Source organism: Streptomyces sp. MB09-02B (genome assembly GCF_033794485.1).
GTDB lineage: Bacteria > Actinomycetota > Actinomycetes > Streptomycetales > Streptomycetaceae > Streptomyces.
In genome coordinates this window covers 1-18,098 of the sequence record NZ_JARGEE010000177.1, presented here as the reverse complement: position 1 = coordinate 18,098, position 18,098 = coordinate 1, and the positions used below count along the sequence as shown (strand labels likewise).

Annotated in this window: 17 protein-coding genes; 11 read left to right on the top strand and 6 right to left on the bottom strand. The window is 70.6% G+C overall.

Annotated elements, in window-relative coordinates:
* The first annotated feature begins 114 nt into the window (after positions 1-114).
* On the top strand, positions 115-1,440 hold the full coding sequence (locus P1P70_RS23810) for an MFS transporter (protein ID WP_319241019.1): 1,326 nt from the start codon (positions 115-117) through the stop codon (positions 1,438-1,440).
* Here P1P70_RS23810 and P1P70_RS23805 read toward each other — a convergent pair.
* Entirely contained in the window at positions 1,437-2,192 is a 756-nt protein-coding gene (locus P1P70_RS23805; protein WP_319241017.1) for a TetR/AcrR family transcriptional regulator, read from the bottom strand. The two genes, P1P70_RS23810 and P1P70_RS23805, sit on opposite strands and share 4 nt — an antisense overlap.
* Positions 2,193-2,265: 73 nt before the next feature.
* Between P1P70_RS23805 and P1P70_RS23800 the strand changes: the two genes are divergently transcribed.
* The 5 genes from P1P70_RS23800 (at position 2,266) to P1P70_RS23780 (ending at position 6,290) form a co-directional block, all read left to right on the top strand.
* Entirely contained in the window at positions 2,266-3,417 is a 1,152-nt protein-coding gene (locus P1P70_RS23800; protein ID WP_319241016.1) for an acyl-CoA dehydrogenase family protein, read from the top strand.
* 151 nt (positions 3,418-3,568) lie between these two features.
* Positions 3,569-3,856, top strand: coding sequence for a YiaA/YiaB family inner membrane protein (locus P1P70_RS23795; RefSeq protein WP_045557025.1), 288 nt, complete (start codon positions 3,569-3,571; stop codon positions 3,854-3,856).
* Between the two features lie 157 nt (positions 3,857-4,013).
* Positions 4,014-4,640 carry a TetR/AcrR family transcriptional regulator gene (locus P1P70_RS23790; protein ID WP_319241013.1) on the top strand — a complete coding sequence of 209 codons (627 nt, stop codon included), beginning with the start codon at positions 4,014-4,016 and terminating at the stop codon, positions 4,638-4,640.
* A gap of 238 nt (positions 4,641-4,878) precedes the next feature.
* Positions 4,879-5,577 (top strand): glycoside hydrolase family 11 protein, encoded by a 699-nt coding sequence (locus P1P70_RS23785; protein WP_319241011.1) that lies wholly within the window; start codon positions 4,879-4,881, stop codon positions 5,575-5,577.
* Positions 5,574-6,290: a polysaccharide deacetylase family protein gene (locus tag P1P70_RS23780; RefSeq protein ID WP_319241010.1), complete on the top strand. Its 717-nt coding sequence runs from the start codon at positions 5,574-5,576 to the stop codon at positions 6,288-6,290. The genes P1P70_RS23785 and P1P70_RS23780 overlap by 4 nt, the downstream gene beginning before the upstream one ends.
* Positions 6,291-6,420: 130 nt before the next feature.
* Here P1P70_RS23780 and P1P70_RS23775 read toward each other — a convergent pair whose 3' ends face one another.
* Positions 6,421-6,882: a MaoC family dehydratase gene (locus P1P70_RS23775; RefSeq protein WP_319241008.1), complete on the bottom strand. Its 462-nt coding sequence runs from the start codon at positions 6,880-6,882 to the stop codon at positions 6,421-6,423.
* Between the two features lie 107 nt (positions 6,883-6,989).
* Here P1P70_RS23775 and soxR point away from each other — a divergent pair, with 107 nt between their 5' ends.
* The gene (gene soxR / locus P1P70_RS23770; protein WP_319241006.1) at positions 6,990-7,475 is read left to right on the top strand and encodes a redox-sensitive transcriptional activator SoxR; all 486 of its coding nucleotides are present in this window, start codon (positions 6,990-6,992) and stop codon (positions 7,473-7,475) included.
* A 39-nt stretch (positions 7,476-7,514) separates the two neighbouring features.
* Here soxR and P1P70_RS23765 read toward each other — a convergent pair whose 3' ends face one another.
* Positions 7,515-8,591: an RNA ligase (ATP) gene (locus P1P70_RS23765; RefSeq protein WP_319241004.1), complete on the bottom strand. Its 1,077-nt coding sequence runs from the start codon at positions 8,589-8,591 to the stop codon at positions 7,515-7,517.
* Between the two features lie 251 nt (positions 8,592-8,842).
* Between P1P70_RS23765 and P1P70_RS23760 the strand changes: the two genes are divergently transcribed.
* Positions 8,843-9,364, top strand: coding sequence for a hypothetical protein (locus P1P70_RS23760; protein ID WP_319241002.1), 522 nt, complete (start codon positions 8,843-8,845; stop codon positions 9,362-9,364).
* A 112-nt stretch (positions 9,365-9,476) separates the two neighbouring features.
* Here the strand turns inward: P1P70_RS23760 and P1P70_RS23755 are convergent, their stop codons facing one another.
* Positions 9,477-10,079, bottom strand: a complete 603-nt coding sequence (locus tag P1P70_RS23755; protein WP_319241000.1) for a hypothetical protein — start codon at positions 10,077-10,079, stop codon at positions 9,477-9,479.
* Between the two features lie 346 nt (positions 10,080-10,425).
* Here P1P70_RS23755 and P1P70_RS23750 point away from each other — a divergent pair, with 346 nt between their 5' ends.
* On the top strand, positions 10,426-13,239 hold the full coding sequence (locus P1P70_RS23750) for a penicillin acylase family protein (protein ID WP_319240998.1): 2,814 nt from the start codon (positions 10,426-10,428) through the stop codon (positions 13,237-13,239).
* A 57-nt stretch (positions 13,240-13,296) separates the two neighbouring features.
* Here the strand turns inward: P1P70_RS23750 and P1P70_RS23745 are convergent, their stop codons facing one another.
* Together P1P70_RS23745 and P1P70_RS23740 are read right to left on the bottom strand one after the other, a co-directional pair.
* On the bottom strand, positions 13,297-14,616 hold the full coding sequence (locus P1P70_RS23745; protein ID WP_319240996.1) for an alpha/beta hydrolase: 1,320 nt from the start codon (positions 14,614-14,616) through the stop codon (positions 13,297-13,299).
* A 127-nt stretch (positions 14,617-14,743) separates the two neighbouring features.
* Positions 14,744-16,000, bottom strand: a complete 1,257-nt coding sequence (locus P1P70_RS23740; protein ID WP_319240994.1) for a DUF1343 domain-containing protein — start codon at positions 15,998-16,000, stop codon at positions 14,744-14,746.
* Positions 16,001-16,240: 240 nt separating this feature from the next.
* On the opposite strand from P1P70_RS23740, the gene P1P70_RS23735 reads away from it, so the two are divergent.
* Together P1P70_RS23735 and P1P70_RS23730 are read left to right on the top strand one after the other, a co-directional pair.
* The gene (locus P1P70_RS23735) at positions 16,241-17,002 is read left to right on the top strand and encodes an SDR family oxidoreductase (RefSeq protein ID WP_319240992.1); all 762 of its coding nucleotides are present in this window, start codon (positions 16,241-16,243) and stop codon (positions 17,000-17,002) included.
* 140 nt (positions 17,003-17,142) lie between these two features.
* Entirely contained in the window at positions 17,143-17,736 is a 594-nt protein-coding gene (locus P1P70_RS23730) for a TetR/AcrR family transcriptional regulator (RefSeq protein WP_319240989.1), read from the top strand.
* Positions 17,737-18,098: the final 362 nt, after the last annotated feature.

Sequence of the window (18,098 nt, the reverse complement as noted above, 5' to 3'; positions counted from 1 at the left end):
CACCCGAAGAACCCACCCCCACCCCCAAAGCCACCCTCGCACGACCGTTGACCAACATACCGTCCGGTCAGTACGGTCCCGGGAACGTCCCCGCACCCACCGGAGTGTGCTCGTATGGACACCGCTCCCGTTTCCGCTCCCGTCACCACCTCCCGCCCCCAGAGCCACCGCAAGGTGGCCACCGCCGCGGCGCTCGCCTCGGCGGTGGAGTGGTACGACTACTTCGTCTTCGGCATAGCCGCCGCCCTCGTCCTGGGCGACCTCTACTTCCCCGCCGGCAGCTCCTCCGCAGGGGTCCTCGCCGCGTTCGCCACCTTCGCCGTCGGCTTCCTCGCCCGTCCCCTCGGCGGCGTCGTCGCCGGGCACCTGGGCGACAAACGGGGCCGCAAGCCGATGCTGGTCCTGGCGCTCACCCTGATGGGCCTCGCCACCACCGGCATCGGCCTCCTCCCCACGTACGAGACGATCGGGATCGCCGCTCCGGTCCTGCTCGTCCTCCTCCGTGTCGCCCAGGGCGTGGCCGTCGGCGCCCAGTGGGGCGGCGCGATGCTGCTGGCCACCGAGTACGCCCCCGAGGGCAAGCGCGGGGTGTACGGCAGCTTCGTCCAACTCGGCGTCCCCATCGGGGTGGTGAGTGCCAACACGATGTTCCTCGTCGTGGGCGCGGCCACCAGCGACTCGGCCTTCTCCGCCTGGGGCTGGCGCGTGCCCTTCCTGGTCGGCCTGTTCGTCCTCGGCCTCGCCTGGTACATCCACCGCCACGTCGAGGAGACCCCCGAATTCCGCGCGGCGGAACGGGAGCTGGCGGAGAAGGAGAAGGGTGAGAAGAGCTCCCCGCTCAGGACGATCCTGCGCGGTCATCTCGGCACGGTCTTCCTGGCCGGCGGCTCCTTCGCCGTGAACACCGCGACCTTCTACATCCTCATCACCGGCGTCCTCGACTACACCACCCGCGAACTCGACATGAAGCGGAGCGCGGTCCTCGCCGTCTCCCTCTGCGTCAGCCTCACCCAGCTGGTGCTGATCCCCGCCGCCGCGGCGCTCTCCGACCGCGTCGGCCGTATCCGGATCTACGCGTTCGGCGCGGCCGGCATCGCCCTGTGGGCCGTCCCGCTGTTCCTGCTCATCGACACCGGCTCCCTGCTCTGGCTCGCCGTCGGCACCTTCGTCGCCAGCTGCTTCCTCAGCATCATGTACGGGCCCCAGGCCGCCCTGTTCGCCGAGCTGTTCACCCCCGAGATGCGCTACACGGGCGCCTCCCTCGGCTACCAGATCGCCGCGGTGTTCGGCGGCGGCCTCGCCCCGTTCCTGATGGTCCTCCTCCTGGAGGCCACCGGCACGTCCATGGCGGTGTCGGCGTACATCATCGGGCTCTCGGTGATCGCCCTCGTCTCGATCAAGATCCTCGCGGGAAGGGCGAGTTCACAACCGGAGGGTTAGGCCTGCCCGTCGCCGTCGCCGTCGCCGCCATCGCCGTCGCGGGTCGCGGCTCCGGAGTCCGTCCGGGGCCGCGACCCCAGGTCGTTCGTGGCCGTGCGCGCGGTCCTCGCGGCCTGGCGGGGCCCGACCTGCTCGTACTGCTGCTCCAACCCGTCCAGCAGCGCCCGCAGCCCCACCTCGAACGCCCGCTCGTCGACCTTCTGCTGCTGCTCGGCCAGCAGGTGGGCCTGCCCGAGATGCGGATAGTCGGCGGGGTCGTACGCGCTCTCGTCGTCGACGAACCCGCCCGCGAACGACCCGATCGCGGACCCCATGATGAAGTACCGCATCAGCGCCCCGATGGACGTGGCCTGGGCCGCCGGCCACCCCGCTTCGACCATCGCCCCGAACACGACGTCGGCGACCCGCAGCCCCGCCGGACGGCGCCCGGGCCCACGCGCGAGGATCGGCACGATGTTGGGGTGGTCGCGCAGCGCGGCCCGATACGACACGGCCCAGTCGTGCAGCGCGGTCCGCCAGTCCCGCCCGTCCCGGAACATCGACAGGTCGACCTGCGCGCTCACCGAGTCGGCGACCGCCTCCAGGATCTGGTCCATGGTGCGGAAGTGGTTGTAGAGGGAGGGCCCGCTCACCCCGAGTTCGGCGGCGAGTCGTCGCGTGGAGACCGCCGCCAGCCCCTCCGCGTCCACCAGCGCCCGCGCCGTCTCCACGATGCGGTCGGTGCTCAACAAGGGCTTGCGCGGTCGGGCCATGGCGCACATAGTAGGGCTGCGACCTAAAACTAGCAGTGGTAATTAAACGGGGAACGGACGAGAGGCGGGCCGCGTGAACCTGGAGCTCAGCGAGGAACAGACAGCCGCGCGCCGACTCGCGAGCGACTTCGTGGAGCGCGAGATCGCCCCGCACGTCATCGAGTGGGACCGCGCCGAGAACGTCGACCGGGCGATCGTGAAGAAGCTCGGTGAGGTCGGCTTCCTGGGGCTCACCGTGGACGAGGAGTACGGCGGCTCCGGCGGCGACCACCTCACGTACTGCCTGGTCACCGAGGAGCTGGGGCGCGGCGACTCCTCCGTGCGCGGCATCGTCTCCGTCTCCCTCGGGCTGGTCGCGAAGACGATCGCGGCCTGGGGCGACGAGGAGCAGAAGCGGCGCTGGCTGCCGGGGCTCACGGCGGGGGAGTACGTCGGCTGCTTCGGTCTCACCGAACCCGGCACCGGCTCCGACGCGGGCAACCTCGCCACCCGGGCCGTCCGCGACGGCGATCACTACGTCATCAGCGGCACCAAGACGTTCATCACGAACGGCACCTGGGCCGATGTCGTCCTGCTCTTCGCCCGCTCCACCGACGCCCCCGGCCACAAAGGCGTCTCCGCCTTCCTCGTCCCCACCGACACCCCCGGCCTGAGCCGGCGCACCATCCACGGCAAGCTCGGCCTGCGCGGCCAGGCCACCGCGGAACTGGTCCTGGACGACGTCCGGGTCCCCGCCACCGCGATGCTCGGCCCCGAGGGCAAGGGCTTCACCGTCGCCATGTCCGCGCTCGCCAAGGGCCGGATGTCGGTCGCCGCCGGCTGTGTCGGCATCGCCCAGGCCGCGCTGGACGCGGCGGTCCGGTACGCCGGCGAGCGCGAGCAGTTCGGCAGGTCCATCGCCCACCACCAGCTCGTCCAGGAACTCATCACCGACATCGCGGTGGACGTCGACGCGGCCCGGCTGCTCACCTGGCGCGTTGCCGATCTCGTCGACCGGGGGCAGCCGTTCGCCACCGAGGCCAGCAAGGCCAAGCTCTTCGCCTCCGAGGCCGCCGTCCGCGCCGCGAACAACGCCCTCCAGGTCTTCGGCGGTTACGGCTACATCGACGAGTACCCGGCCGGGAAACTCCTGCGCGACGCCCGGGTGATGACGCTCTACGAGGGCACCAGCCAGATACAGAAGCTGCTCATCGGGCGCGCCCTGACGGGTGTTTCGGCGTTCTGAGCCCGGGCCGCGCCCGACCGCGGGGCCGCGCGCGACCACGGGCCCGACCCCGGGCCCGAGTGCGGGGCGGAGCGCGGCCTGAGTACGCGAGACCGCCGACTGAGTACCCCGACGGATATGGTTCGGGCCGCATCCGTCGAACCATGTCCCCATGAGTGAGACACCGGTCAAGCAGCAGAACACGGCGGCCTTCTACGGCCAGGCCGTCGCCTCCTTCGCCGTCGCCATGGCGGCCACCACGGTCGGCATCTACCAGCTCGACGCCGACACCTGGGTCCGCGCCTTCCTGGCCATCGCGGTCCTCTACCTCGTGACCTCGTCCTTCACCCTGGCCAAGGTGATCCGCGACCGCCAGGAGGCCGGGCGGATCGTCAGCCGGGTCGACCAGGCCAGGCTGGAGAAGCTCCTCGCCGAGCACGACCCCTTCGAGAAGCTCTGAGGCCGGAAGCTCTGAGGCCGGAAGCTCTGAGGCCGGTCGCGCGGCCCCCGGCACATGCCCTCCGCTTGCGCGCGCACCGCCCTGAGCGGGCCTTCTAAGCGCTCGCTCACCTTCGGCGGTATGGTGGTGCCCAGCCATCTGAAGGGACGAGCGAGCGATGAGTACGGCGGAGGAGACGGCGGGCGGCGAACCGCAGCCGTGGGGCGAGGTCAATCCGGACGCGGCCCGGCGGCTGCTGGTGGCCGCCGTGGAGGCCTTCGCCGAGCGCGGCTACCACGCGACGACCACCCGGGACATCGCGGGCCGCGCGGGGATGAGCCCCGCCGCGCTGTACATCCACTACAAGACGAAGGAAGAGCTGCTCCACCGGATCAGCCGCATCGGCCACGAGAAGGCCCTCGACGTACTGCGTACGGCGGCCCGGTCCGAGGGTGGCCCGGCCGACCGGCTCGCCGAGGCCGTGCGCTCCTTCGTCCGCTGGCACGCGGGACAGCACACCGTCGCCCGTGTCGTGCAGTACGAGCTCGACGCCCTCGGCCCCGAGGCCCGCGCCGAGATCGTCACCCTGCGCCGCGAGAACGACGCGGCCGTGCGCGGCATCATCGAGGACGGTGTCTCCTCCGGCGACTTCGACGTCCCGGACGTTCGCGGCACGACCGTCGCCATCCTCTCCCTCTGCATCGACGTGGCGCGCTGGTTCAACGCCAACGGCTCCCGCACCCCCGACGAGGTCGGCGCGCTCTACGCCGACCTCGTCCTGCGCATGGTGGGCGCCAGGAAGTGACCCCTCCTACCGCGCGAGGTGCGTGAAGAAGGAATCCTCGGCGATCGGATCCGCCCTCGAAACATTCGGAGGTTCCGACCGGCGCACTGATCCCATGCACCGGTGCCGTGGCGGGTTGTCGCTGGTGCGGAGCGCGAATGTTTCGGGTTCGGCGCCGAAGCATTGACAGTTGGCAGGGGCAGGCCAACACTCCCGGGATGACAGGGCAACCCCACGAGCCCGAGGAGGACGCGCGCGTATGAACGACGCCCCCGCACCCACTCCCACCCCGCCCCCCAGCCGCAGGCTCTTCATGAGCGGCGTCTGCGCTACCACGATCGCCGCGGCGACCACACTGGCCCTGCCCGGCACGGCCCGCGCGGACACCGTGGTCACCACCAACCAGACCGGCAGCAACAACGGCTTCTCCTACTCGTTCTGGACCGACGCCCCCGGCACGGTCTCCATGACCCTGGCCTCCGGCGGCACCTACCGGACCTCCTGGCGGAACACCGGCAACTTCGTCGCCGGCAAGGGCTGGAGCAACGGCTCCCGCAGGACCGTGACCTACTCGGGCACGTTCAGCCCGTCGGGCAACGCCTATCTGACCCTCTACGGCTGGACGGCCAGTCCGCTCGTCGAGTACTACATCGTCGACAACTGGGGCACCTACCGGCCCACGGGCACGTACAAGGGCACGGTCACCAGCGACGGCGGCACGTACGACATCTACCGGACCACGCGGTACAACGCCCCCTCCGTCGAGGGCACCCGCACCTTCGACCAGTACTGGAGCGTGCGCCAGTCGAGGCGGACCGGCGGCAACATCACCACCGGCAACCACTTCGACGCCTGGGCCCGCGCCGGGATGCCCCTGGGCAGCTTCCGCTACTACATGATCATGGCCACCGAGGGATACCGGAGCAGCGGCAGCTCCAGCATCACGGTGTCACCGTGAGGACCGGACCGCGCTCGGCCCCGACGCGCTCGCGACGCCGGTCGGTGAAGCGGTCGGCCCTCGTCGCGACGGCCCTGGCGAGCCTCGTCCCTCTGACGCTCACCGACGCCACGGCCGCACCGGACCGGGCCGCCGCCTGCACCGGTTACGTCGGGCTCACCTTCGACGACGGTCCCTCCGGCAGCACGTCGGCCCTGCTGAACTCGCTCCGGCAGAACGGCCTGAGGGCCACCATGTTCAACCAGGGCCAGTACGCCGCCGCCAACCCCGCCCTGGTCCGGGCGCAGGTCGCCGCCGGCATGTGGGTGGCCAACCACAGCTACACCCACCCGCACCTGACCCGACTGAGCCAGGCGCAGATCGACTCGGAGATCTCCCGCACCCAGCAGGCGGTGGCGGGCGCGGGCGGCGGCACGCCGAAGCTGTTCCGGCCGCCGTACGGTGAGACCAACGCGACGGTGCGGTCGGTGGCGGCCAGGTACGGCCTGACCGAGATCCTCTGGAACGTCGACTCGCAGGACTGGAACGGTGCGAGCACCGACGCGATCGTGCAGGCGGCGGCCCGGCTCACCAACGGCCAGGTCATCCTCATGCACGACTGGTCCGCCAACTCGCGCGCGGCGCTCCCGCGCATCGCTCAGGGGCTGTCCGCCCGTGGGCTGTGCGCGGGGATGATCTCGCCGCAGACCGGCCGCGCGGTCGCGCCCGGCTAGGGACCGGTCGAGGCACCCGGCCGGGGCGCGGTCGAGGCACCCGACCAGGACACGATCGTGGCGTCCGGCCAGGACGACACGATCGTGGCGCGGCGGTCGCGAACGCCGCGCCACCGCGCGCCGCGCGTGTTCAGAAGTAGTACCGGGACACCGACTCCGCCACGCACACCGGCTTCTCCCCGCCCTCGCGTTCCACGACGACCGCGGCCGTGACCTGGACGCCGCCGCCGACCTCCGTGACGTCCTGGAGGGTCGCGGTGGCACGCAGCCGGGAACCGACCGGGACCGGTGCCGGGAAACGGACCTTGTTGGTGCCGTAGTTCACCCCCATGGTGACGTTGTCGACCTTGAGGATCTGCGGAACGAGCAACGGCAGCAGGGACAGGGTCAGATAGCCGTGGGCGATGGTCGTCCCGAAGGGACCGGCCGCCGCCTTCTCCGGGTCCACGTGGATCCACTGGTGGTCACCGGTGGCGTCGGCGAAGAGATCGATCCGCTTCTGGTCGACCTCCACCCAGTCGCTGTACCCCAGCGACTCACCCACCGCCGCCTTCAGCTCGTCGGCGGACGTGAAGATCCTCGGCTCTGCCATCTCTCGGCCTCCCTGGTCCTGATGTCTAAGCGACTGCTTAGCATGGTAGGCCGCGCGATCCCTGTCAACGGACCGTGACCCTTTCGGGTATGGGTAGGCTCGGCGAGGTGCCCCAGATCCCTGAGAAGATCCACGAGTTGACCGTCGGCCAGCTGTCGGCCCGTAGCGGTGCCGCCGTCTCCGCGCTGCACTTCTACGAGTCCAAGGGGCTGATCAGCAGCCGCCGCACCTCGGGCAACCAGCGCCGCTACAGCCGGGACGCCCTGCGCCGGGTGGCCTTCGTCCGGGCCGCGCAGCGCGTCGGCATCCCGCTCGCCACGATCCGCGAGGCGCTCGCCGAGCTGCCCGAGGAGCGGACGCCGACCCGCGAGGACTGGGCACACCTGTCCGAGACCTGGCGCTCCGAGCTGGACGAACGGATCAAGCAGCTGAACCGGTTGCGGGACCATCTCACCGACTGCATCGGCTGTGGGTGCCTGTCCATGGACACCTGTGTGCTCTCCAACCCCGACGACATCTTCGGCGAACGGCAGAGCGGCTCCCGCCTACTGGTCGAGCGCCGCATGACCCAACGGCGTGAACCCGGGAGCTGACACGACGGCTCCCGGGTCCCGGACACCGGGCCGAGGGCGTCACTCGTACTCCGTGCCGCCCTTGCGGGTCAGATACGCCGGGCTGATCGCCTTGGCGATGGCCCGCCCGCCGGTCACCGGGCTGTACCGCTCGGTGGCCGGCCGGATCACCACGCCCTCACGCAGGTGCAGTTCGCGCCCGGAGACCGTCTCCCGTCCGCTCGCCACCTCCAGGACCCGGTCGACGGCGTACGGACCTTCGTACAGCCGTGGCACCAGCGGCAGTTCGCCGTCGAGCAGTTCCGGCAGTTCCGCCGAATCCAGCCAGCGGACCCGGCCGTCGATGTCCGCGGAGACGTCGAACACGGCGTACCCGAGGCTCTCGCGGCGGCCGTCCGCGCCGTACGTCAGGTCCTGGACCCCGGCGCCGTAGACCTCGCCGAAGATCCCGACCCGCCGCGCGCCGAGCCGCTCGGCGAGCCGTGCGGCCGCCTCGCCCACCCGGTGGCCGTGGACGGCACGCCAGTACAGATTGCGCGGATCCTCCTTCAGGGCGAGGGACTTCGACCCGAAGCCCTTCGAGGACACCTGGATCCGGCCGTCCTCGGTGGCGTACGTGACCAGGCAGGCCGTGCCGTGCAGCTTCTCCGTCAGGACGACCGGCTCACCGGGCGTGAAGATGTCGGGGTGGCGCTGGATGTTCTCGATGTCGACCCAGGGCAGCAGATCCGGCGCCGACTCGACCTCGCCGCTCATCGTGGGCGGGATCGGCGGCACCCATTTGACGATGCCGAGCTGCTCCGCGAAGTCCGTCCCGTCGGCGACGGCGGCCGTGAGGTCGACGTCCGCGAGGGCCCGTGGGCGGCAGACGATGCCCTGCGACAGCTCGCCCCGCAGCCGTACCGCCTTCACGCGGTCCGCGTTGCCGCCAGCCAGCCGGCCGGTGAGCCCCAGCTCCTCGATCAGCGGGGCGGGGAGCACGGACTGCTCCGGGATGTACAGGGCCGTGTCACCGGTGCGGTACGCGCCCTTCGCCACGACGGCTCGGTACAGGCCCACCTGGGCCAGTTCGAGCGCGTCCGCGTTCGGGTGTTCGTGGATCGTCAGCACTTCGGCGGTGACGCGCAGCGTCGACATCGGCCTCTCCTCGTTCCCGGTCCCGCAGGACTGCCTCATCGCCCCCAACTGTCCGCACGGGAAAGGGGTGGAACGACCGGATTTCGAACTGCTAGGAGCGCGTCCTCCCTGCGCCGGGCGCGACCCGTGCCGGCAAGGGGCGCGGGGAACTGCAACCGCTTTCACCGAGACGGTGTCATGGACACGGAGGGTGGCGCCGACGCGTCCCCGGGCATTGACACGGCAAGGGCACAGCGAGGCGAGGAGCGCCGATGAGCGTCGTCATCTGTTCGCTGAAGTGGGAGAAGGCCCACTCGGGGACACAGCGGATCACCTACGACTCGGACGGCTACCACCTGGTGCGCTTCCCGTACGAGAGGACCGAGGAGTCGTACGACCCCTGGAAGATGCACGACCCGGCGAACGGCGGTGGCACCGCCTCGAAGTTCCCCGACCCGCGCTCCGGACTGATCTGGCCCAGCCACGACGGCTGGGGCGTCCTGTCGGCGATGGTGTTCTGGGAGGCGGACGCCAGGACGCTGGAGTACCGCACCCGCTTCGTGCGCGACCCCCTGAACCTGACCGAGAAGAAGTACGACTCCACGGGCACGACGGACAGCGTGCGCACACGGGGCGGCCAGTACCGGACCTGCGTGTGGCAGATGTTCGTGCACAAGGGCATGCCGCTGGGCCTGAAGATATCCGCGCGTGGGGCGGGGGACACCAAGCGGGCCACGGCGATCACCCTGGCCGAGTTCAAGCTCGCCATCCACGCGGACGTCAAGAGACCTTAGCCGTCGGCCGTACCGGGGCGTCGTCCACGCACAAACACGTCCTACGCACAAACACGTCCCACGCACAAACACGGGGGTGCGGCATCCCCGGCGCACCCCCGCCGCGCAGGTCCTAGGCCGAGACCAGCAGCCGTCCGCGCCTGGACTCCGCCAGGGCCTCGGGCGTGAGCACCGGTCGTGGCACCACGATTCCGCACTCCGTGCAGACCGGGCCGGAGGACGGTTCATGGGCCAGGTCGTACATCCAGACGAGGCGCTCGCCCTCGCACACCGGGCAGGTCGAGCCCGGTTCGCGCTCCAGCGCGGCGATGAGCCGGCGCAGCACCTCCGCCAGTGGTTCCCGGGGATGGACCGTCGGGTCGTCGCACCACGCGACACCGAAACCGCCCCAGGTCAGCCGGTGCCAGTCGTCGACACTGCCCGGCCTGCGCAGCCCGTCGTACTTCTCCTTCTTGCGGCGCCGCGCGAACTGCACCTCGTAGTCGAGCCAGACGGAGCGGGCCTCTTCCAACTCCTCCAGTGCGGCCACGAGCCGCGCCGGGTCGGGGTTGCGGTCCTCGGGGCCGAAGCCGGCCCGCGAGCACAAGTGGTCCCACGTCGCCCGATGCCCGTAGGGGGCGAACCTCTCCAGGCACTTGCGCAGCGAATAACGCCGCAGTGCCAGGTCACACCTGGGATCTCGCACCTGTCTTGCCAGACTCCGGAAACCGGCCATCGCCCTGCACCTCCGTCACACCTGCACCTGTACTTCGGTCACTTCGGCGTCGTCGTCGGGACGTCGCCGAATAGACGTATCGACACGCGATTCGGCTCCATCCGATTTCCGATGACCTCCATAAGTCGTCTACTGAGCCGTTCACGGACCGTTCCTGCCTACGCCTGACTGCCTCTGACTTCTTCTTGATGGTTCTTCCTGGGCTTACGACTACTTCTGAGTACCTGTTCACGTTGTCCGCCACCTGTCCGTCGACGGTGATCCAGAAAAACGTGACGCCTGTTCATCTTCAAAGTCGGGGATACCGGCGGTAACATCCCGCCCACCCCCGTCAGGAGGAGCTGCCATGCCCTGGCGCACCCCACGCACCTCACGCAACGCACCGGACAGACTGAGAACTCCCCGTGGATTCCCGGAGTTCCTCAAGGCCGCCTCCCTATGCGCACTCGTTGCCGGTCTTTTGACGCCTCTTTCCCCGGCTTCCCCGGCGGCGGCCGCCGACACCGGGGCCGTGCGGGCGGCAGCCGTGACCGACCACTGCGGCGGACAGTGCTCCGACATCCTGCCGCCCGGCCAGAACGGCAACGCCACCCTCGCCCAGGTCCTGCTCAACCAGGCCTTCGGCTCCATGCCGGAGAACGCGAGCAACCAGCTCGGCCCCTACAACAACCTGGCCACCGGCTACCCGGGCCTCACCAACTCCACGATCAACACCTTCTTCAACGACGCCTCCTTCGGCGTCGCCTCCGACCAGGTCGCCTCCACCCTGAAGCCGGCCGGCCGCACCGACGTCACGATCGTCCGCGACAAGAAGACCGGTGTGCCGCACATCACGGGCACCACCCGCTACGGCACCGAGTTCGGCGCGGGCTACGCCGCCGCCCAGGACCGGCTGTGGCTGATGGACGTCTTCCGCCACGTCGGCCGCGGCAAGCTGACCCCGTTCGCGGGCGGTGCCCCGTCCAACCAGGGCCTGGAGCAGGAGTTCTGGCGCCACGCCCCCTACACCGAGGCCGACCTCCAGGCCCAGATCGACAAGGCGGTGGCCACCAACGGCGAGCGCGGGCAGCTGGCCCTCGCCGACGTCAACGCCTACGTCGCCGGCATCAACGCCTACATCGACGCCTCCGACAGCGGCCGTTACTTCCCCGGCGAGTACGTCCTGACCGGCCACAAGGACTCCGTCACCAACGCCGGCACCATCGAGAAGTTCAAGCCCACCGACCTGGTCGCCCTGGCCTCCGTCATCGGCGCCCTCTTCGGCTCGGGCGGCGGCGGCGAGGTCAACAACGCCCTCTCCCTGCTGGCCGCGCAGGAGAAGTACGGCGTCACCGAGGGCACCAAGGTCTGGGAGTCCTTCCGCGAGCGCAACGACCCGGAGGCCGCCCTCACCGTCCACGACGGCAGCTTCCCGTACGCCACCAAGCCCGCGGACCCGCAGGGCATGGCCCTCCCCGACGACGGCACGGTCACCGAGGAACCCCTCGTGTACGACCGCACCGGCAGCGCGGCCACCTCAGCCTCCAAGGGCCTGTCCGCCAAGGCCACCGACAGTGCCCTCAGCTCCGCCCGGCGCGGCATGTCCAACGCCCTCGTCGTCAGCGGCAAGCACACCGCGAGCGGGCACCCCGTCGCCGTCTTCGGCCCGCAGACCGGCTACTTCGCGCCCCAACTCCTCATGCTCCAGGAGATCCAGGGCCCGGGCATCAGCGCCCGCGGCGCCTCCTTCGCGGGCCTGAGCATGTACGTCGAGCTGGGCCGGGGCCAGGACTACGCCTGGAGCGCCACCACCTCCGGCCAGGACATCATCGACGCGTACGCGGTCGAGTTGTGCCAGGACGACGTCCACTACCTCTACCACGGCACCTGCACGGCCATGGAGAAGATCGAGCAGACCAACGCCTGGAAGCCCACCACCGCCGACTCCACCCCGGCGGGTTCGTACCGCATGCAGGTCTGGCGCACCAAGTACGGCCCCGTGACCCACCGCGCCACGGTCGACGGCAAGAAGGTCGCCTACACCACCCTGCGCTCGTCGTACCTGAACGAGGCCGAGTCGATCATCGGTTTCCAGATGCTGAACGACCCGGACTACGTCAAGGGCCCCGAGAGCTTCCAGAAGGCCGTCCAGAACATCAACTACACCTTCAACTGGTTCTATGCCGACTCCGAGCACACGGCGTACTACAACAGCGGTGACAACCCGGTGCGGCCCGCGAGCGTCGACCCCGAGTTCCCGGCCTGGGCCCGGTCCGCGTACGAGTGGCGGGGCTGGAACCCGACCACCAACACCGCCGACTACACCCCGCCCGCCCAGCACCCCAACTCCGTCGACCAGGACTACTACATCTCCTGGAACAACAAACAGGCCGCCGACTACACCACCGCCCCCTGGGGCAACGGCTCCGTCCACCGGGGCAACCTCCTCGACGACCGGGTGAAGAAGCTGGTCGCCGCGGGCGGGGTCACCCGGGCCTCGCTGACGAAGGCCATGGCCGAGGCGGGCCTCGCCGACCTGCGGGCCGAGGACGTCGTCCCCGACCTGCTCAAGGTCATCAACAGCAGCACGGTCACGGACTCGGCGGCCGCCGCGGCGGTCACCAAGCTCCAGACCTGGGTCACGTCCGGCTCGAAACGCACGGAGACCTCCGCCGGTTCGAAGACCTACGCCAACGCCGAGGCGATCCGCATCCTGGACGCCTGGTGGCCCCTGCTGGTGAAGGCCGAGTTCGAACCCGGCCTCGGCACCGACCTGTACACCGCCATCACCGCCAACCTGCCCATCGACGAGGCCCCGTCCGCCGCGCACGGCCCGACCGGCTCCCACGCCGGCAGTTCCTTCCAGTACGGCTGGTGGAGCTACGTCGACAAGGACATCCGCTCGGTGCTGGGCGAGACGGTGCGGGGTCCGCTGGCGAACCAGTACTGCGGCGGTGGCAGCCTCAGCGCCTGCCGCACCCTCCTGATCAACACCCTCAAGGAGGCGGCCGGCAAGACCGCCGCACAGGTCTACCCCGGCGACGCGTTCTGCTCGGCGGGCGACCAGTGGTGCGCCGACTCGATCATCCAGCAGCCCCTCGGCGGCATCAAGCACAACAAGATCAGCTGGCAGAACCGCCCGACCTACCAGCAGGTCGTGGAGTTCACCTCGCACCGGTGAGCCCCGGCCGTCGCCTGCGGGCGACGCCGGTGAACGCATGACGGCGGTGGGCCGGGATCAGGCGATACGGCCCGCCGCCAGCACCACCCGGGCCAGCTCGCGGTGGCAGATGTCGCTGTGGGCGCCGGAGGGTGCGCCGCCGCGCCTCACCACGGCCGAGGCGTCGATGTTCACGCAGCCCGTCGCCGGCAGCCGCACCTTGAGCGCGTCGGCCAGCTTGAACGACCGCGTGCCCTTGACCGCCTGCACCCCGCCGTAGCCGAGGGCGCCCCATTTCCTGCCCAGCAGGCTGTTCACGCTCAGGCCCAGCACCGTGCGCGCGTCGCCCGCCATCCGGGAGGCCAACGGGTAGATCGTGCCGAGTGCCGAGTCGTGCGTGGAGTGGCAGCACACCAACGGTCCGTCGATCCGCTTCTGCTGCCCGTTCAGCACACCGCTCGCCCGGTCGTCGTGCGGCAGCCGCGCCGCGAACGCGTAGTGCGAGAACGCGGCCTGAAGGAGCGTCACCGACTTCACGGACCGCACACCTTCCGGCAGCCCGCGCAGGGCGAACGACACCAGACGGGCGCCGAAGCTGTGCCCGACGAGGTGCACCCGCACGTCCGGTGAGGTCCGCGCGAGCTGGCCGAGCAGCCGCCCGAGCCCCCGCTCACCGACCGTTCCGGCCCGGCGCTTCATCGCGAAGTAGGTCGCCTGACGCAGGAGTTCGTGCGCGCCGTCCCAGGCCTGGGGCGGGGTCACGGCGGCCCCGGTCGGCACCCCCGAGGTCCCGACCTCCGCCAGCGCCGCCGCGAAGTCCGCGCACACCGTCGCCGTGTCCCCGCACAGCATCCCGGGTGTGCCCTCCGGTACCCCCGCCGCGACGGTGTCCGCCGTGAACGCGTTCTGCGCACCCTCCGGCTCCACCTCGACCAGCAGCCGTACGAGCCGTCCGAACTCCTCCAACGAACCACCCTCGTCCGGCCGTTGCTCCAGCAGCCTGGCGAGCTGCTCGACGACGACCGCCCGCCCGGGGAAGACCTCCGACAGCGCGTGCCGGGTGTTCTTGTCGAGCGCCGGGCGACCGGGCACGAGGGCCGGCACCGGCTTGAAGTCCGGGATCGGCTCGTCCGAGAACCGCATCGAGGGCCACAGCACGCCGACGTACCCCAGCCTCGCGTTCGGCGCGAGGGCGGGGAACGGCTCGAAGAAGCGGCTGTAGAGCCCGGTCGCGCCGGACCGGTCGCTGTTCCAGCCGTGCGCGAAGACGACCAGATCCGCCACCCCGCGCTCGCCGACCCCGGCGAGCAGCCGGTCCCGTTGACCGGTGTCCACGTCCCCGTCCGCGTCGAAGGTCAGTTCCCAGTACGGAGTCACGCTCATTTCCGGAACCGCCATGACGAGCCCCCTTCGGCCCCGTTGGTGGTGCGCTCAGGCGCATGGTCCTGCCAACGGCGAGAGATGGCCATACGTCACGTACGCGCACCTCGCGGTGGGCCCAAGCGGGCGCACCCCGCGGTGGGCCCTAGCGGTACAGCAGATACTCCTTGCGCACCCTGCGGAACGCGGCCAGTTCCTCCTGCCAGCCCGCCACGACCTCGTCCGTGTCCGCCCCCGCGTCGATCATCGTCCGCACCCGCGCCGAACCGGTCAGCTTGTCGATCCAGTTGTCCGGCCGCCAGGCGAAGCCGCTCCACACCTTCTTGGCGGTCACGAGAAGGCCGATCCCGGTGCGCACCGGGTCGTACGCGGCCCGGTCGTGGACATGGATCTGCACGCCCCCGATGGTCTTGCCCTGGAACTTGGAGAACGTCGGCGCGAAGTACGCCTCCCTGAAGTGCGCGCCGGGCAGACCGAGTTCGTTCGCGGCGGCCGCCCACCGCCGGTCGATCCCCTCCGCGCCGAGCAGTTCGAACGGCCGCGTGGTGCCCCGCCCCTCCGACAGGTTCGTCCCCTCGAAGAGGCACGTCCCGGAGTACACGAGCGCGGTGTCCGGCGTCGGCATGTTCGGACTCGGCGGCACCCACGGCAGCCCGGAGTCGTCGTGGAAACGCGACCGCTTCCACCCCGACATCAGGACGGTCTCCAGCGGAACGGGCGTGGTGAGGAACTCCCCGTTGAACAGCCGCGCCAGCTCCGCCACCGTCATCCCGTGCGCCTGCGCGATGGGCTGCCGCCCGACGAACGTCGCGAACTCCTTGTGCAGCACGGGACCTTGGGCGCCGCGCCCGGTCACCGGGTTCGGCCGGTCCAGCACGACGAAGCGCTTCCCGGCCAGTTGAGCGGCCTCCATGCAGTCGTACAGGGTCCAGATGTACGTGTAGAAGCGGGCGCCCACGTCCTGGATGTCGAAGACGACCGTGTCCACGTCGGAGGCGGTGAAGATCTCCGCGAGGGGGCGGCCGCTCTTCTGGTACGTGTCGTACACGGGCAGCCCCGTGGCGGGGTCGTCGTGGCGGCCCTCGGAGCCGCCTGCCTGGGCGGTGCCGCGAAAGCCGTGCTCGGGGCCGAAGACGGCCCTGAGGTCCACGCGGTCGTCGGCGTGCGTCACGTCGACGATGTGGCGGGCGTCGCGGGTGACGCCGGTCGGGTTGGTGACGATGCCGACCTTCTGGCCGCCGAGGAGTTCGTAGCCGTCCCCGGCCAGGCGGTCGAAACCGGTGCGTAGCCCTTGGCGGGCTGCCTCGGCGGGGGGTGCGGTGGTGAGGCCGGCGGTGGAGGCGGTGGCCGTGGCCGCCGTGGCCGTGGAGGCGGCGAGGAAGGTGCGGCGGGAGAGGCGCATGGGGTGACCTCCGTCATCGCGGGGAGCGGTGCTATGTGCAAGCTAAGCGCTTCCGCAGGTGGTTTGTAGTCTGCGGGTCGGGTGTGGCTGGTCGCGCCCACGCGGCGGAGCCGCACATGTCACAGCCCCGCGCCCTTGGGGGCGGGGTTGGTGGCACCCCTTTCTCTGGGACATACCGACCGGTTAGTCTGGGCCTCTTGGTGAGCCGCTGTCGATGTGTCGCGTCGAAGGAGACCGATCGTGGGAACTGCGCAGGGTGCGGGTGTGGTCGTAACCGGGGCCGGTGGGGGGATCGGGGCCGCGCTCGCGCGGCGGTTCGCGGCGGAGGGCGCGCGGGTCGTCGTGAACGATCTCGACGCCGACCGGGCTCGGGCCGTGGCCGACGAGATCGGCGGGATCGCGGTGCCCGGGGACGCCTCGGCGATCGTTGCGGAGGCGCGTGACGCGCTCGGCGGGACCGTGGACGTGTACTGCGCGAACGCCGGACTCGCCTCCGGGGGGACCGAGGCCGCCGACGAGAAGGTGTGGGCGCTCGCCTGGGACGTCAACGTGATGGCACACGTCCGGGCGGCCCACGAGTTGCTGCCGGCGTGGCTGGAGCGCGGCAGCGGGCGATTCGTGTCGACGGTCTCGGCGGCCGGGCTGCTGACGATGATCGGCGCGGCGCCCTACAGCGTCACCAAGCACGGGGCGTACGCCTTCGCCGAGTGGCTCTCCCTCACCTACCGCCACCGGGGCGTCAAGGTGCACGCGATCTGCCCGCAGGGCGTGCGCACCGACATGCTGACGGCCTCGGGCAGCGCGGGCGACCTGGTGCTGACACCGACCGCGATCGAGCCCGAGGACGTGGCCGACGCGCTCTTCGAGGGCATGGAGAAGGACCGCTTCCTGATCCTGCCGCACCCCGAGGTGGCCGGTTACTACCAGGCCCGGGCCACCGATCCGGACCGGTGGCTGACGAACATGAACCACATCCAGCAGAAGTGGGAGACGACGGGCTGACCGCCCTGCCCGGCGGACGGGCGCCGGAGGGTGGGATGATCCTCCGGCGGGAGCGCCCGATTCCGCCCGATCGGGAACCGATCGAGGCGGGGCGGGCGACCGGTAGGCGACAACAGAACCTCGGAAGGCAGGTGGCGGCAGTGCCCAGGACGACGGACGGAGACGGTACGCCCGTCCCGCAGCGGCTGCTGGCCGCCGCCACCCGGCTCTTCGCCGAGCGGGGCTACGACCGGACCTCCGTGCAGGAGATCGTCGAGGCGGCCGGCGTCACCAAGGGCGCGCTGTACCACTACTTCGGCTCCAAGGACGACCTGCTGCACGAGGTGTACGCGCGCGTGCTGCGGATCCAGCAGGAGCGGCTGGACGCGTTCGCGGGGGCCGACGCGCCGGTGGAGGAGCGGTTGCGGGGGGCCGCAGCGGATGTCGTCGTCACGACGATCGACAACCTCGACGACGCGATGATCTTCTTCCGGTCCATGCACCACCTGAGCCCCGAGAAGAACAAGCAGGTCCGTGCGGAACGCCGTCGGTACCACGAGCGCTTCCGGGCGCTCGTGGAGGAGGGTCAGGAGACCGGGGTCTTCTCCAAGGCGACCCCGGCGGACCTGGTCGTCGACTACCACTTCGGCTCGGTCCACCACCTGTCGACGTGGTACCGCCCCGACGGCCCGATGGGCCCGCAGGAGGTCGCGGACCACCTGGCGGACCTGCTGCTGAGGGCACTGCGGCCGTAGGGCCGTAGGGCGCCTTATAGCTCGGGGGTGCGGGTTCGTCGGCGGGTGCGGGTGCGTCGTGGTTGCTCGCGCAGTTTCCCGCGCCCCTGAAAGGGCCGCAGGCCCTGGCGGGCCCACGGCCCTTTCGGGCCGAAAAGCACGGGGCGCAGCCCCTGCTTTTCAGGGGCGCGGGGAACTGCGCGACCAGCCCCCACTCACCCGCGCCCGCCGACGAACCCGCGCCCGCCGACGAACCCGCGCCCGCCGACGAACCCGCGCCCGCCGCGTAACACGCACCCGACCATTCCTACCCATCCGCCTTTTCCGACCTATAGGCTGTCGTGAAGTTTAAGGACATCCAATTAATAAAAAAAAAAAACAAA

Bases quoted from the DNA above. Each gene is read 5' to 3' on its own strand.
- P1P70_RS23810 (WP_319241019.1), top strand. From the start codon at position 115: ATGGACACCGCTCCCGTTTCCGCTCCCGTCACCACCTCCCGCCCCCAG.
- P1P70_RS23805 (WP_319241017.1), bottom strand. From the start codon at position 2,192: ATGGCCCGACCGCGCAAGCCCTTGTTGAGCACCGACCGCATCGTGGAG.
- P1P70_RS23795 (WP_045557025.1), top strand. From the start codon at position 3,569: ATGAGTGAGACACCGGTCAAGCAGCAGAACACGGCGGCCTTCTACGGC.
- P1P70_RS23790 (WP_319241013.1), top strand. From the start codon at position 4,014: ATGAGTACGGCGGAGGAGACGGCGGGCGGCGAACCGCAGCCGTGGGGC.
- P1P70_RS23785 (WP_319241011.1), top strand. From the start codon at position 4,879: ATGAACGACGCCCCCGCACCCACTCCCACCCCGCCCCCCAGCCGCAGG.
- P1P70_RS23775 (WP_319241008.1), bottom strand. From the start codon at position 6,882: ATGGCAGAGCCGAGGATCTTCACGTCCGCCGACGAGCTGAAGGCGGCG.
- P1P70_RS23765 (WP_319241004.1), bottom strand. From the start codon at position 8,591: ATGTCGACGCTGCGCGTCACCGCCGAAGTGCTGACGATCCACGAACAC.
- P1P70_RS23760 (WP_319241002.1), top strand. From the start codon at position 8,843: ATGAGCGTCGTCATCTGTTCGCTGAAGTGGGAGAAGGCCCACTCGGGG.
- P1P70_RS23755 (WP_319241000.1), bottom strand. From the start codon at position 10,079: ATGGCCGGTTTCCGGAGTCTGGCAAGACAGGTGCGAGATCCCAGGTGT.
- P1P70_RS23750 (WP_319240998.1), top strand. From the start codon at position 10,426: ATGCCCTGGCGCACCCCACGCACCTCACGCAACGCACCGGACAGACTG.
- P1P70_RS23745 (WP_319240996.1), bottom strand. From the start codon at position 14,616: ATGGCGGTTCCGGAAATGAGCGTGACTCCGTACTGGGAACTGACCTTC.
- P1P70_RS23740 (WP_319240994.1), bottom strand. From the start codon at position 16,000: ATGCGCCTCTCCCGCCGCACCTTCCTCGCCGCCTCCACGGCCACGGCG.